Genomic DNA, 13,752 nt, shown 5'->3' with positions numbered 1-13,752 from the left:
CTTAAACCTGGGGGGTGGCGCTATGATTTAGTTAATTTTTTTGAATGTAACTCGTGTTCTATAGGCCAAATCAATAAAATCGGGAGGTTAAAACCATGAAAGTCCTAAAAGCTAAAACCCTAATAATTGTTTTATTGGTAGTTGCGCTAAGTTTATTGGCAGGTTGTGGAACTAATAACGGCTCGAAAGAAAACACACAAGCGGAAAAGCAGACCAAAGACAATTATCCGGGAAAGCCTATAACACTTCTTTGCGGTTGGGCGCCAGGAGGCAGCATGGACATTGTGGCTAGAGCAATAGCTGAAGCTGCGGAGCCCTTTTTGGGACAAAAAATAATTGTTGTCAATAAGGAAGGTGCGACGGGGGGAATCTCCTATGAAGAGCTTTCGAAAAGCAAGCCTGATGGTTATACCATTGCAGTTAACAGCCCAACTCTTCTAACATTGCCAGCGTTAGGTACCCTCCATTTGACCTATAAAGACCTCCAACCTGTGGCTAATCTGTGTTATGAAACCGGAGCGATAGTAGTAAAGAAAGATGCTCCGTGGAAAACCTGGAAGGAATTTGAGGATTATGTTAGGGCCAATCCAGGTAAAGTTAAAATGGGAACTTTGACCCCTGGCGGCATCTGGCACTTAGCGGATGTTGATCTAATGAGGAAAACGGGGCTGAAATTTAATCTGGTGTCATTCCCCAGTACTGCTACAACGATAGCGAACCTTATGGGAGGACATGTGGATGCTGCGACGGCAAGTCCTGCGGAAGCATATACCCAGCTAAAGAATGGCGAGGTCATCCTCTTGGGCGTGATGAGCGAAGAACGGGTCGAAGCCTTTCCAGATGTACCTACTTTTAAGGAAATGGGTATAGATATTTCGATAGCAAGTATTAAGGGTGTTATCGCTCCTAAAGGTACTCCTTCTAACGTTATAAAAAAGCTGGAAGAGGCGTTCCAAAAGGCTGTAGAGACGGACAAATGGAAGACGGAGATGAAGAAAAAAGCGTACACATTGAAGTACATGGGTTCTGAGGAATACGCTAAGTTCTTGGAGGAGCAGAGCAGGTTTTACGAAAGCATAATTACGGAAATAGGTTTGAAGAAATAATTTTCTCATTCTATTCCCTGTCCCAGCGAGGCTAAAAAGCCTGGCTGGGACAGGGACGTGATGGCGCGGTTTAGAGTGGGGTGTAAGTTGTCAAGGGGGCGAGTAATACTCCGTAACCAGTGATGTGGCGGTAGTACCTAAGGAGCTTGACAACTAGCAGGCGGAGGCTAACGTCAATACCGGCGAACAAGACTAAATAACCTATATCAAAGGACTGCTTTCAAGGCTTTAACTTTGATTTCGTTTTGAGAGTAGCAGGAGAAATATCCGAGAGTACCTTTTTATATGAACCGCTGGAGAGAGAATTGTATTTCAAGAACATTGAAATGACTAGTGGAGGGAAAAGGATGAGGGCAGCGGTTTTACAAGCACCTTACAAAATAGTAATTGAGAACGTACCTGAGCCGAAGCCTGCAGATGGAGAAGTCCTAATAAAGGTTAAAGCCGCCGGCATTTGCGGGTCCGACCTTCACGCTTATGAGGGGATCCATCCACGTCGTAGACCGCCTGCCATTCTTGGCCATGAGGTTATCGGTGTCATTGTTGAGGTTGGTAAGAGGGTCAGGAAGTTTAAAGTTGGCGACAGGGTTACAGTATTGCCCCGAAAAAACTGTGGGGCATGTCCGCCATGTGTTATGGATTGGTCAAACCTTTGCGACCACAAAATCCTTTTAGGTACGAATGAGTGGGCGGGTGGGTTCGCAGAATATATCGTTGCGCCTGAGGAAACGATTTACACGATTCCTGATGTATTAGACGATATCGTTGGTTCCCTGGTGGAACCTTTGGCAGTAGGTGTTCATGTGATAGAAAGAGGAGAAGTTAGACGGGGCGAAAAGGTTGCTATTTTGGGCGCCGGGCCCATCGGGTTGATGTGCGTAGCATGTGCGCACAGGGCAGGGGCAGACCATATAGTTGTGGCGGACCTAGTAGACTTTAGGCTAAGCGCAGCAAAACGTTTAGGAGCAAATGTTGTGGTAAATAGCGCAAAAGATTGCTTTCTTTCTAAAATGGAAGAGGCTTGCGGTTTAACCCAGGTTGATGTTGCTATTATTGCAGCTGGTGCTCCTGTTCTATTAAATGAGGCTTTTTCCATTGTACGGAAAAAAGGGAGGATTATTCTCGTAGGACAGTTTGATATTCCAGACGTGATTGATATTGAAAAAAGCCGCCTAAAAGAGCAGACGTTAGTGGGAAGTTCGACGTATTGCAAGGAAGACTTCCTGGATGCTATTAAAATTCTTGAAATAAACAGGGATCAGTTTGAATTGCTTGTGACGCACCAGATTCCTCTTGAGGAGATTGAGAAGGGGATAGATTTAATCCGAAAAAGGGATCAAGACGTGCTTAAGGTGATTGTCAAGTTTTAGGTCAGCCATTTTCACTGGTAAGTGTCTCTATACCCCTCGGGGATGAGGGTAAAAAATAAAAAGTTCTTTCATAAGGGCTTGCCTAGCAACTATTGGGAGTTTTCGAGAACCTACTTATTATCACCGGAGGGGAGTTTATGACAAAAGTATTTGTTACTGGTAAGGTTATGAAGGTGGGAGTTGATATGTTAAGGGGGTTCGCAGATGTTGAAATAATCGAGGATCCTCGTCCTGAAATACTTGAAGAAAGGCTCAAAGGTGCGGATGGAATATTACATAAGGTTGGGAAATTATCAGAAAAGGTTCTCCGCAACAATGAACATCTGAAAATAATCGCTAGACATGGTGTTGGGCTTGACGACATCGATCTATCTTATGTGAAACGGAAGGGTATTTGGTTAACAACCACAGATGACGCTAACACAAATGCAGTTGCCGAATTCACTATCGGGCTAATTTTTGCTGTTGTAAAAAATATTGTCAGAGCGCACATTGAGCTTACCATCAAAAATAGGTGGATGCGTGAAGATTTCATGGGGGAAGAGTTAAGCGGAAAGATACTAGGAATAATTGGGTATGGAAGGATTGGCAAAAAAGTGGCCGATCTAGCAAAAGGCTGTGGTTTGCGAGTAATAGCTTATGACCCTAATGTTGATCGTGCTGATTGTGAACTTTTACCTCTGAAAGATGTAGTTTCTCAGGCTGATTTTCTTTCCATTCATTGCCCTCTCACTGATGAGACCCGAGGTTTAATCAATTGCGAACTTTTATCGCGTATGAAGCCTTCTGCATTTATAATCAATACCGCACGAGGTGGCGTTATTGAAGAGGACGCACTTGTGGAGGCATTGCAAGAGAGAAGGATACGCGGGGCTGCGCTCGATGTTTTTGCGTTAGAACCTATCGAGAGAGGAAATTCATTGTTGAATCTAGATAATGTTGTTCTCACCCCGCATATTGCTGCTATGACAGAACAGTCTCAGGAAAAAATGGCGGTGATGGCTGCTCAGGAGATAAGGCGTGTGCTTCTGGAAGGAAGGGAACCTCTTTATCCGGTGTGGTAAACTACCGTGAGAAATAGTGCCTGGTCGCAAATTTGGAAGTGTAGGGTTTAGATTATGTGGAAGGGATGTAGAAGGGTCATGTTCTATAACCTTTTGGGGGGAGCGGCTATGGGTAGAAAATCTGAATTTATTTTCACACTCGGAGTCACCGGTTGGGGACTGCTCATCGCCTTTATGTCGTACCAGCTGGGTATTGGGAGTCTACAACAGCCTGGGGGAGGGCTTTTCCCGTTACTGGCAGGTTCGCTTATTTTCGCGTTCGGTGCTCTTTTGCTAGTGGATTACTTGAAAACTGGTTTTGTACGAACTTCCTCAGAAATGATGTTTGAGGAGGGTGGGGTTCAACGCTTTATTGGAACGCTAGTGAGCCTAGTCGCTTGGCTTGTTTTCATGCCTTGGCTTGGCTACATTATCGTCACGTTTTTGGTCGCTCTAGCTTTATTTAAGGTTATGGGTTTGGAGGGTTGGCTGCGTCCGATATTACTATCCTTGAGTGTTGTCCTATTCTTTTACGTGTTGTTTGAAGTGTGCTTCTACATTGATTTACCCCGAGGTATTCTTGGTTGAAGTGGGAGGGAATTGATGGTGTCTGACCTACACCAACTATTACATGGGTTTGCAGTTGCGATTTCTCCGGTAAACATTTTAGCGGGTTTTGTAGGCGCATTCTTAGGTACTATTGTGGGGGTTCTACCAGGGCTCGGTCCTACGGCGACGATGTCTCTGATGTTGCCTTTTACTTTGATGGCTGATCCCCTGACTGGTCTAATCATGCTGGCTGGCGTTTACCTCGGTGCTCAGTACGGTGGTTCAACGACCTCGATTCTAGTAAACATTCCGGGAGAAGCGGCTAGCGTGGTTACTGCTATTGATGGTTATCAGATGGCAAAAAAAGGAAGAGCAGGGGCGGCCCTAGCCTTAGTAGCTTTAGGGTCCTGGATAGCCGGCACTCTTGGTATAATTGGACTTCAGTTGGTGGCTGCTCCTCTGGGGAAGGCCGCTTTGGCCTTTGGACCTCCCGAGTACTTTGCACTGATGGTCTTTGCTTTTGTTGTTATAGCTGGTTTAACTGGCACTTCTCTGCTGAAAGGTTTGCTTATGGCCGCCCTGGGTTTGTGGATAGCTACTATAGGAATAGACCCAATGGGATATGGGGCACGCTTCACTTTTGGATTGCCTGGTCTTTTGTCGGGTGTGGATTTCCTACCAATGGCCATGGGCCTGTTCGGTATTGCGGAGATTTTAACTGTAGCAAGCGAACGATATATCCCTGGAGTGATGGAAAAGATCCGATTGCGTGACTTATACCCTAGGTCTGATGAGGTTAAGCGTTCCATTGCTCCCATGTTTAGGGGTTCTTTGCTGGGATTTTTTGTTGGATTACTCCCAGGGCCATCTCCGACTATCTCAACCTTTTTAGCCTATGCGTTTGAGAAAAGGTTGTCCAAAAATCCCCAAGAATTCGGTAAGGGTGCGGTTGAGGGGGTGGTGGCTCCTGAGAGCGCAAACAACGCGGCTGCTACAGCCTCGTTGATTCCTCTGTTATGTTTAGGTCTTGCTTTTACAGCACCCTCGGCAGTACTATTAGCAGGCTTGAGAATTCACAATATTGAACCTGGTCCTTTCCTATTCAGAGAAGCTCCTGACCTTTTCTGGGGTTTTATTGCTAGCATGTATTTGGCGAACTGCATACTACTGTTACTTAATCTGCCTTTTGTTGGTATACTTGCCAGACTTGCGACCGTAAGACCTCAAGTTCTTATGCCAATTGTAAGTGTTTTGTGCCTCGTAGGTGTATACAGCGTAAGGAACTCGATTTTTGACATTTGGATTATGTTGGTTGCTGGTGTATTGGGCTTTTTCCTCCGTAAGTGGGGATTTCCGGTTGCTCCGTTAGTAATTGGACTTGTACTTGGGGGGATGGCTGAAAATAGCTACCGCCAAACATGTATGATGGCACAGGGTAATTTGGGCTTTATTTTTAATCGTCCCATAGCATTAGCCTTATTCCTTCTCGCGTTAGTGGTTATTGTTGTTACCAGCTTAAGAAGGCAGACGTCTACTTCAGGTGAACTATCGGAAGACGCGTAGGGCCGTAGTTTAGGCATCGGGTTCAAGTAAAAAGCTTTTTGGAGTAATTTTATCTTAGAGTTATCGCGGATTAAGGTCCAGAAGATAAGTACCCGCAGAAGAAATAAAGCAGGTGTTACTAGAAAGGAAAAAGCTATTTTTCCGGTTTTGTAGAAAGTGGGGATATGTCGTTATGGGTAAGCAGATAACTATCAAGTTTGAAACACTTCACCAATTTTGTGTTAAGGCTATTAGAGCCGTAGGAGCTAAAGAGGAGATAGCGCGAATTGTCGCGGACGTACTGCTGGAAGCCGATCTAAGAGGCATAAGCTCTCATGGCATATCGCGCTTGCCTGTCTACATCAAGCGTATTAAACTTGGTTTGATGGATGCCGATGCCATGCCTAATATTGTAAAGGAAACCCTGTGTACGGCGTTGCTTGATGGAAATAATGGGTTTGGCCAGGTAGGGGCGTTTAAAGGAATGGAGTTGTGTATAAAAAAAGCAAAAGAAACTGGTGTTGGAATCGCGGGGGTACGCAATACCAATCACATAGGTATGGCCGGCTATTATGCCATGATGGCCATGAAAGAACAAATGATAGGCATGGTATTCGCCAACGCTTCTGCACATATGCCGGCCTGGGGTGGACTGAAGGCATGTTTGGGAACAAATCCCATAGCCATCGCCATTCCTGGGGGAAAGCAGCCTTCCGTAGTAGTTGATATGGCCACAAGTGCCGCTGCGCGCGGTAAGATTATCATGGCCGCACGGCGCGGTGAACCGATACCCCCTGGCTGGGCGATTGATAAGGAAGGCAGGCCAACACAGGATGCCAACAAGGCTCTAGAAGGGTTTATATTACCGCTTGGGGGACCTAAAGGTTATGGGTTATCTCTGGTAATTGACGTTCTTGCCGGTGTCTTGACGGGGGCTCTATTTGGTAGCCGTATTCCTTCCATGACCAGCGATTGGACACGACCGCTTAATTGTGGTGTTTGGCTGCTCGCTTTTAGAATAGATAACTTTGTGGATGTTGAAGAATTTGCCATACGCTTTGACACCTTAATAGCAGACTTGAAGGATTCACCGCTTGCACCGGGCTTTGAAAAGATATACGTTCCTGGTGAAATTGAGATGGAAACGCGAGAGGAACGTTTGCGCTCAGGGATTCCACTAGATGAAGAAGTTATTCAGGAACTCAAGAATGTGTCAGAAACTACAGGTGTTCCACTAATAACATATTAGCTGCGTACCGTGGGATATGACACTTAGGCAGCAGGAATTTTAACCTATCCTGGCGAAATTTGCCTTATGATTGATGCACCTTTAGTCCGGGCTACCCTGGCATATATATTCGGGTTGCTCCTGGCCTCACGAATAACAGTGGGGCCAGTCTGGCCCCTTGCCCTGGCTGTAATCCTCTTGACTCTGGCTTACCTGTTCCGGCAGCCGCCGCGGCGGGTAGAGTGGCAGGTATTTCTCCTGGCCGGTTTTATGGCCCTGGGCCTCTTGATCAGCACCTGGGATAGCAGCCATCACCAGAGCCAGCTTACAGGCGACCGCGAGACCTTCCTCGACCTGACCGGTGTGGTAATAGAGGAACCCCGGGTTTACTCCAACCGGGTCGTCTATACCCTGGCGGCCCGGGAGATAAGACAGGGAGACTACCATAAAAGGGTAAGGGAAAAGGTACAGGTTGTTCTTTACCGGTCGGGAAAGGGCGGGGAACCTGTACTTTACCGTTACGGCGATGTCCTCCGCGTCCACGGCCAGCTGGCGGCCCCGCCGGCGGCCCGCAATCCTGGTGAACTGGACTACCGCGCTTACCTGGCGCGGCAGTATATTTATAACCGGATGGTAATAAGTGACCCGCGGGCCATAGTCAAGCTGGGAACTGAGCCGGGTAATCCCCTGGTGCGCCTGGCCCTGGCGGCTAAAGCCAGGGTAAAAACAGCAATCACCGCCGCCCTGCCGCCGCGCCAGGCAGGGATCCTGTCTGCCCTCCTTTTTGGGGATGTTAATGAGTTAACAGATACTGACAGTGATACCTTCAAAACCCTGGGGGTCTTTCATTTCTTTGCCGTCAGCGGCTCCAATACGGCCCTTGTTTTACTTATACTGATGGCCATAGCCGGCCTGCTGGGTCTTAAGCCAGGAGCGGCAGTGGTCCTTGGGCTGGCGGGGCTGGTCTTTTATGCCGCCGTTACCGGTTTTACCCCCTCTGTCAACCGGGCCAGCATCATGGCCGGCCTGGGGTTGATAGCCTATCTTCGCCGGGAGCGGCGGGACTTTTACACCGCCCTGGCCCTGGCGGCCCTGGTAATCTTGCTCTTCCGCCCTCGTTCCCTGTATGACAGCGGCTTCCAGCTGTCGTTTGCTGCTGCCTGGGGCATTGTTTATTTTTATCCTTTGCTGGATGACCTCCTGGCCTGGGTCCCTGCCTGGCGGCCTTACCTGGTGGTCCCCCTGGCAGCGCAACTCGCCACCCTGCCCCTGGTGGCCTATTATTTTAGCTTTGTCTCCCTCTTGAGCCTCCCGGCCAACCTTGTTACTGCCGGCCTGGTGGGGGTCATTGTCACCCTGGGGCTGGCTGCCTCTACCCTGGCCCTCATCAGTCAACCCCTGGCTGTAACGGTAGCTGCAGCCCTCAGCCCCCTCATCAGCCTGCTCCTGGCCTTCCTGAACCGCCTGGCCAGCCTCCCGGGCATAACTTTACCTTTAGCGACACCTTCACCCCTGGCCGTGGCCGGCTATTACCTGGCCCTTATCCTCTGGCGGGAAATATGGCTGCGCCGCCATGAACCCCGCTGGCAGGCTTTGTGGCAGTGGCACCGCCGCGAGCTGTGCCTGCTGGCTCTCCTTACCCTGGCCACCCTCCTAATTTTTCTTTATCCTCCGGGCCGGCAGGAGGAACTCAAGGTAACCTTTATTGACGTCGGCCAGGGGGACGCCATTTACCTGGCCACCCCTTCCGGCCGGCACCTCCTGGTTGACGGCGGCGGCCGGCCCTACGACCAGGGCGATTTTGATGTCGGGGAAAGGGTGGTGGTACCTTTTCTCCACCGCCAGGGGGTACGGCACCTGGATGTGGTGGTCAGCACCCACCCTGATGCCGATCATATGGGCGGCCTCACGGCTGTAGTCCGGGAAATGCCGGTGTCCCTGGTGGTCGTCCCGCACCTCCGCGGGGCCATGCTGGACGCCTACCGTCCCTTCCTGGCAGAACTCCAGGCCAGGGGGATCCCCTGGCAGGAAGCCGGCCGTGGCGATGCCCTGGCCCTGGACCCGGATCTCAATATCCAGGTCCTGCACCCCGGCCGGGAAATCAGCGGCAGCAACTCTGACAGCAATAACAACTCCCTGGTGCTGAAGGTAATTTACCGGCAGTTCAGCTTGCTCCTGAGTGCCGATATCGAGGCAGCAGCCATGGCCGATCTTAAGGCTAGCGGGGCAGACGTCCGCAGCACCGTTTTCAAAGTGCCCCACCACGGCAGCCGCTACGGCCTGGAACGGGAGTTTTTAAAACAGGTGAACCCGCAGGTGGTGGTGATCCCCGTCGGGGAGAAGAATAATTTCGGCCACCCGGCGCCGGAAATTTTAAGCTACTGGCAGGAGCAGGGCGTGCCCGTCTACCGTACCGACAGGCAAGGGGCGATTATAATCAAAAGCGATGGGGCACACTGGCAGGTTAACACCACCATCCACTAAGGGTATTTACCTGGTTGATAAAAAGAACCATCCCTGTCAGAAGGAAATAGTTAACTAAGGGCGAATATTTTATAATAAGACCTGTACTACCGGGTGCACCGGCAAGGGCCGGGGAAAATTGCATACTCACCCCGGGGGTGCCCGTGAGGGCTGAGAGGTGCTAAACGTGCACTAACCCTTGGAACCTGATCTGGGTCATACCAGCGTAGGGAAGTGGGGTCAAAGGTTTGTCAAGATCACCTGCTTGCCGCAGGTGTTTTTTATTAAAGAAGGGGGTAAACGCAAATGACGCAAATAGAGGCGGCCCGGGTGGGCCAGGTAACGCGGGCCATGGAAAAGGTGGCGGCGAAGGAAGGTATCCGGGTAGAAGACCTGATGGCGGCGGTGGCTGCCGGCCGGGTGGTGATCCCGGCCAATAAAAATCACCGCAACCTGGAACCCTGCGGCATTGGTAAAGGCTTAAGGACCAAGGTCAATGCCAACCTGGGGACTTCCACGGCCTACCCGGATATCGAGCCGGAACTGGAAAAGCTTAGAGAAGCCCTGGACGCCGGGGCCGATGCCGTCATGGATCTAAGCACCGGTGGCGATATTAATGAGTGCCGGCGGCAAATTATTGCCCATTCCCCGGTTGCCGTCGGCACGGTGCCCATCTACCAGGCCACGGTGGAGGCCCAGGAAAAATACGGCGCCCTGGTGGAGATGACGGCCGAGGATTTATTTAAAGTAATCGAAATGCAGGCCGAAGACGGGGTGGACTTTATCACCGTCCACTGCGGCGTTACCCTGGAAGTGGTAGACCGCCTGCGGCGGGAAGGGCGCCTAACCGACATTGTCAGCCGGGGTGGCTCTTTCCTGACAGGATGGATGCTGCACCATGGGGAAGAGAATCCCCTCTATGCCCAGTACGACCGCCTGCTGGAGATTGCCCGCCGTTATGATGTCACCTTGAGCCTGGGCGACGGCCTCCGTCCCGGCTGCCTGGCCGATGCTACCGACCGGGCCCAGATCCAGGAGTTAATTATCCTGGGTGAACTGGTAGACCGGGCCCGGGAAGCGGGCGTCCAGGCCATGGTCGAAGGGCCGGGACACGTACCCCTGAACCAGGTCCAGGCCAACATCCTGCTGGAGAAAAGGCTCTGCCATGAGGCGCCCTTCTATGTCCTCGGCCCCCTGGTAACCGATGTCGCCCCGGGCTACGATCATATTACGGCGGCCATTGGCGGCGCCCTGGCAGCAGCGGCGGGAGCGGACTTCATCTGCTATGTCACCCCGGCCGAGCACCTGGGCCTGCCCACCCTGGCTGACGTCCGGGAAGGGGTAATTGCCGCCCGTATTGCCGGCCATGCCGCCGACCTGGCCAAAGGTATCTCCGGGGCCTGGGAATGGGACCGGGAGATGGCCCGCGCCCGCAAAGCCCTGGACTGGGAGCGCCAGCTGGAGCTGGCCATTGATCCCAAAAAGGCGCGGCAGTACCGCCAGAACCGCAATGAAGCTACCGCCGTTGCCTGTTCTATGTGCGGCGACTTTTGTGCCATGCGCCTGGTGGGAGAGTACCTGGGCAAGCCGGTAGAAAAGTGCTAAAATGAAGGGAGAACCTTTTGGGGGCCAGCGCCCCTAGCAACCATGTCCCTCATAGGGATTCGTGCCAGGGAGGATTTATCATTTGGACTGGCAGGAACTGGACAGGGAACTGGAACAAGGTAAGATAGCCCCGGTATATCTCTTTTATGGTAACGAAAGTTACCTCCTGGAACGGGCTTTAAAAACCCTGCAGGAAAAGCTGGTCCCGGCGGAAGCGGCGGCCTTTGATTACCAGGAATTGGACGGCCGGGAGATGACAGCCGGAAAGATAGTCCTCCTGGCCGCTACCCCGCCGGCCCTGGCGCCCAGGCGCCTGGTGGTAGTAAAGGACCCGGCGGCAGAAATATTGAAGGCCGGGGAGGGTGACCTCCTGGCCTACCTGGAAAACCCGGCCCCAACGACCTGCCTGGTACTGGCAGTTAATGGCAGTATCGATAAACGCTTGAAGCTAGTGAAGCTAATCCAGCAGACCGGCCGGTTGGTAGAATTTTTACCCCTTAAGGCAGCGGAACTGGAAAAATGGTTACAGCGGGAGGCCCGGGAGCAGGGTTATAATTTACACCCGGCGGCTGCCCGGGCCCTGGCCCAGGCCGGCGGGGGAGACCTGCGCCTGGCCAGGAATGAGTTATATAAAGTAATGACCTATACCGGGCAGCCGGGTACCATTACACCGGCAGATGTTGAGGCCCTGGTACCGGCCGCGGCTGCGGAAGCTACCATCTTCCAGTTAGTAGACGCCCTGGGGAACCGCAATGCCACCCTGGCCATTAACTCCTTGCGCCGGCTGCTGGAAAGGGGCGAAGCCCCCTTAAGCATCCTGGCCATGCTGGCCCGCCAGGTGCGCCTGATTTACCAGTACCACCTGGCGGCGGATAAACGCGAGCTGGCCGCCAGGCTGGGAGTAAAACCCTTTGTCGTCCAGAAGGTGGCTGGCCAGGCCCGCAATTTTTCCCTGCCTGCTGCCGCGCGGGCCCTGGAGGAATTATTAAAGGTAGATACCGGGATCAAGACCGGGCAGGGTGGAGCCGGCCCCCTGTTGGAAAAAGCCATCTGGACTATTATTAAAGGGGAGCATTAATGCTCCCCCAGCTTTACTCTTCACCAGCGGGTCGCTTCTGGTCCCTTCCCCGGACTGCTCCGGCTCCGGCAGTACCCCTAACGGTACCGGCTGCTCTAGTACCAGGGGTCGCAATTTCGGTAGCAAATTCATAGGCGGTACCCGGGGTACCTTCCGCAGCAATGCCCTTCCGGTTGGCTTCTTTTTCCGGCCGCTCTTTAGCGGTGCCAGGTTTTTCCGGCATAAATTAAAGTCCCCCCTTTCTGCAAGCCTGTTTTTATTATGGCATAATGAAGGGGGGAAAATTCCGGGTAAATTAAAAACCCCCTGTCAATGCCGGGGGTTATGTTGCTAAAATTAAGCCATGGGATTAAGCAGACGTTTTGTTAAACAGGCGCTGCAGCCTTGATTTTTTCCGGGCGGCAGTATTCGGGTGGAGAACCCCTTTAGTAACGGCTTTATCGATGGTGCGAATGGCCTGGCGCAAGTTTTCAGCAGCGGCACTATCGCCCTGTTCCAGGGCCGTCCGGAATTTTTTGATGGCCGTTTTCACGCGGGATTTGACGGCCTTGTTGCGCTCGGTACGAATGCGGGTCAGCTCTACACGTTTAATGGCCGACTTAATGTTGGGCATCCCAGCTCACCTCCCGCCTTATTTTATCATGGCAACCTGGTAAAAGCAACATTTAACCGGATTTAGCCGGGTTCTCCTGCCGCAGGTCTTCGATAACTCCCGCCAGGACCCTGGCTACCAGGCGGGCGGAGCGTTCCGCCTCTTCCAGGGTATTATTATCGCTGCCAATTTCTAAGAGCAGGGCCCGGGGAAGGAGGTGCTGGTTGTAGCGGCCTTCCTGGACCCGGACACCCAGGCATAAACCGGGATAAAGTTCGTCCATTTTTTTAGCCAGCCGGTGGGCAAAGGCCTCGTTCTGGCGCCAGTTGGGGTGTTCCAGGCGGGCATTGCTGCCGGCGATAATAAGCACCTGGGCGACTTTCTGGTTGTCAATTTCCACTACCGGCGGTGCCGGCAGACCGGCGTTACGGTGGATATCCAGGGCCACCAGGACGGAAGGGTTTTCCGCCAGCATTCTTTTGAGGGTTTTTTCGGAGTTGGCATAGGACCTGGTAAAGTCGGGATAATCATGGATGGTAGTTGAGCGTACTACCGGGATGCCGTAATCTTTGCTTAAAGTTTCGGCCAGGACCGCCGCCACCTGGCTGACCCCGCCGTTTTTCCCGGGAAATTTAGCCTGACCCTCACTCGGCTGGTAGGATTCCGCATTGTGGGTGTTGTATATAGCAACCAGAGGAGGTTGGGCGCTGGCGATCTCCCATTCTGCCGGCGCTGGCGGTACACTTTCCTCCGGCAGCGGCTGGGGCAACTCATACTCTTCCTCGGTAGTCAACAAGCGCGTTACCCCGGTACCACCGGGGAAAACTACCAGGGGTGAGGCCAAGACCTGGACGGCAGCTGCCAGGGCTTCGCTGGAATTATCTTGCGGGCTGTTGGCCGCGCGTAAAGCAAGGGCCGGCAGGCCCTCGCTTAAAATGCCTTCCAGCAGGGGCAGCGGTAACCAGGCAGAATAACCGGGTACACCCAGGGATAGCTGGCGGCCGGCTTTAATCAAACGCCAGGTACCGGTAACCAGGGAAAAAATAACCACCACTGCCACGAGAACTTTTACCAGGCGGGATAGAAAGATCCTGGCCTGCCAGCGGGTAATAACGTGAATCCGCAACCTTTCCGCCCCCTTGCTGGTAGCCATTTTATTCCTCCGCGGGATAATTT

Annotated in this window: 12 protein-coding genes and 1 riboswitch; of the genes, 9 read left to right on the top strand and 3 right to left on the bottom strand. The window is 52.2% G+C overall.

Features of this window, described 5'->3' with window-relative positions; all coding sequences use genetic code 11:
• The first annotated feature begins 95 nt into the window (after nucleotides 1–95).
• From MOMUL_RS13315 to holA, 9 genes are all read left to right on the top strand, one after another.
• Nucleotides 96–1,106, top strand: a complete 1,011-nt coding sequence (locus MOMUL_RS13315) for a tripartite tricarboxylate transporter substrate binding protein (protein ID WP_062285573.1) — start codon at nucleotides 96–98, stop codon at nucleotides 1,104–1,106.
• A 347-nt stretch (nucleotides 1,107–1,453) separates the two neighbouring features.
• Nucleotides 1,454–2,476, top strand: a complete 1,023-nt coding sequence (locus tag MOMUL_RS13310; protein WP_062285571.1) for a zinc-dependent alcohol dehydrogenase — start codon at nucleotides 1,454–1,456, stop codon at nucleotides 2,474–2,476.
• A 137-nt stretch (nucleotides 2,477–2,613) separates the two neighbouring features.
• Nucleotides 2,614–3,540 carry a hydroxyacid dehydrogenase gene (locus MOMUL_RS13305; RefSeq protein WP_062285569.1) on the top strand — a complete coding sequence of 309 codons (927 nt, stop codon included), beginning with the start codon at nucleotides 2,614–2,616 and terminating at the stop codon, nucleotides 3,538–3,540.
• Nucleotides 3,541–3,648: 108 nt separating this feature from the next.
• Entirely contained in the window at nucleotides 3,649–4,107 is a 459-nt protein-coding gene (locus tag MOMUL_RS13300) for a tripartite tricarboxylate transporter TctB family protein (RefSeq protein ID WP_062285567.1), read from the top strand.
• Nucleotides 4,108–4,122: 15 nt separating this feature from the next.
• Nucleotides 4,123–5,631: a tripartite tricarboxylate transporter permease gene (locus MOMUL_RS13295; protein WP_062285565.1), complete on the top strand. Its 1,509-nt coding sequence runs from the start codon at nucleotides 4,123–4,125 to the stop codon at nucleotides 5,629–5,631.
• Between the two features lie 172 nt (nucleotides 5,632–5,803).
• Complete coding sequence (locus MOMUL_RS13290) at nucleotides 5,804–6,859, top strand: Ldh family oxidoreductase (RefSeq protein WP_062285563.1); 1,056 nt, start codon at nucleotides 5,804–5,806, stop codon at nucleotides 6,857–6,859.
• Between the two features lie 66 nt (nucleotides 6,860–6,925).
• A complete protein-coding gene (locus MOMUL_RS13285; protein ID WP_062285561.1) occupies nucleotides 6,926–9,322 on the top strand; it encodes a DNA internalization-related competence protein ComEC/Rec2 in 2,397 nt (798 codons plus the stop codon).
• Between the two features lie 123 nt (nucleotides 9,323–9,445).
• A riboswitch (TPP riboswitch) is annotated at nucleotides 9,446–9,551 on the top strand.
• A gap of 56 nt (nucleotides 9,552–9,607) precedes the next feature.
• Complete coding sequence (gene thiC, locus MOMUL_RS13280; RefSeq protein ID WP_062285559.1) at nucleotides 9,608–10,906, top strand: phosphomethylpyrimidine synthase ThiC; 1,299 nt, start codon at nucleotides 9,608–9,610, stop codon at nucleotides 10,904–10,906.
• An 82-nt stretch (nucleotides 10,907–10,988) separates the two neighbouring features.
• On the top strand, nucleotides 10,989–11,984 hold the full coding sequence (gene holA, locus MOMUL_RS13275; protein WP_062285556.1) for a DNA polymerase III subunit delta: 996 nt from the start codon (nucleotides 10,989–10,991) through the stop codon (nucleotides 11,982–11,984).
• A 13-nt stretch (nucleotides 11,985–11,997) separates the two neighbouring features.
• Here the strand turns inward: holA and MOMUL_RS13270 are convergent, their stop codons facing one another.
• The 3 genes from MOMUL_RS13270 to spoIIP form a co-directional block, all read right to left on the bottom strand.
• Nucleotides 11,998–12,207, bottom strand: coding sequence for a hypothetical protein (locus MOMUL_RS13270; RefSeq protein ID WP_054937302.1), 210 nt, complete (start codon nucleotides 12,205–12,207; stop codon nucleotides 11,998–12,000).
• Between the two features lie 126 nt (nucleotides 12,208–12,333).
• Complete coding sequence (gene rpsT / locus MOMUL_RS13265; RefSeq protein WP_054937301.1) at nucleotides 12,334–12,597, bottom strand: 30S ribosomal protein S20; 264 nt, start codon at nucleotides 12,595–12,597, stop codon at nucleotides 12,334–12,336.
• Nucleotides 12,598–12,649: 52 nt separating this feature from the next.
• A complete protein-coding gene (gene spoIIP / locus MOMUL_RS13260; RefSeq protein WP_062285555.1) occupies nucleotides 12,650–13,729 on the bottom strand; it encodes a stage II sporulation protein P in 1,080 nt (359 codons plus the stop codon).
• Nucleotides 13,730–13,752: the final 23 nt, after the last annotated feature.

Source organism: Moorella mulderi DSM 14980 (genome assembly GCF_001594015.1).
Classification (GTDB): domain Bacteria; phylum Bacillota; class DSM-521; order Neomoorellales; family Neomoorellaceae; genus Neomoorella; species Neomoorella mulderi.
Note: the sequence above shows the minus strand (reverse complement) of the source record. Positions and strands in the feature narration are given on the sequence as shown.

Bases quoted from the DNA above. Each gene is read 5' to 3' on its own strand.
- MOMUL_RS13300 (WP_062285567.1), top strand. From the start codon at position 3,649: ATGGGTAGAAAATCTGAATTTATTTTCACACTCGGAGTCACCGGTTGG.
- MOMUL_RS13270 (WP_054937302.1), bottom strand. From the start codon at position 12,207: ATGCCGGAAAAACCTGGCACCGCTAAAGAGCGGCCGGAAAAAGAAGCC.
- MOMUL_RS13290 (WP_062285563.1), top strand. From the start codon at position 5,804: ATGGGTAAGCAGATAACTATCAAGTTTGAAACACTTCACCAATTTTGT.
- rpsT (WP_054937301.1), bottom strand. From the start codon at position 12,597: ATGCCCAACATTAAGTCGGCCATTAAACGTGTAGAGCTGACCCGCATT.
- spoIIP (WP_062285555.1), bottom strand. From the start codon at position 13,729: ATGGCTACCAGCAAGGGGGCGGAAAGGTTGCGGATTCACGTTATTACC.
- MOMUL_RS13310 (WP_062285571.1), top strand. From the start codon at position 1,454: ATGAGGGCAGCGGTTTTACAAGCACCTTACAAAATAGTAATTGAGAAC.
- MOMUL_RS13315 (WP_062285573.1), top strand. From the start codon at position 96: ATGAAAGTCCTAAAAGCTAAAACCCTAATAATTGTTTTATTGGTAGTT.
- MOMUL_RS13285 (WP_062285561.1), top strand. From the start codon at position 6,926: ATGATTGATGCACCTTTAGTCCGGGCTACCCTGGCATATATATTCGGG.
- MOMUL_RS13295 (WP_062285565.1), top strand. From the start codon at position 4,123: ATGGTGTCTGACCTACACCAACTATTACATGGGTTTGCAGTTGCGATT.
- MOMUL_RS13305 (WP_062285569.1), top strand. From the start codon at position 2,614: ATGACAAAAGTATTTGTTACTGGTAAGGTTATGAAGGTGGGAGTTGAT.
- thiC (WP_062285559.1), top strand. From the start codon at position 9,608: ATGACGCAAATAGAGGCGGCCCGGGTGGGCCAGGTAACGCGGGCCATG.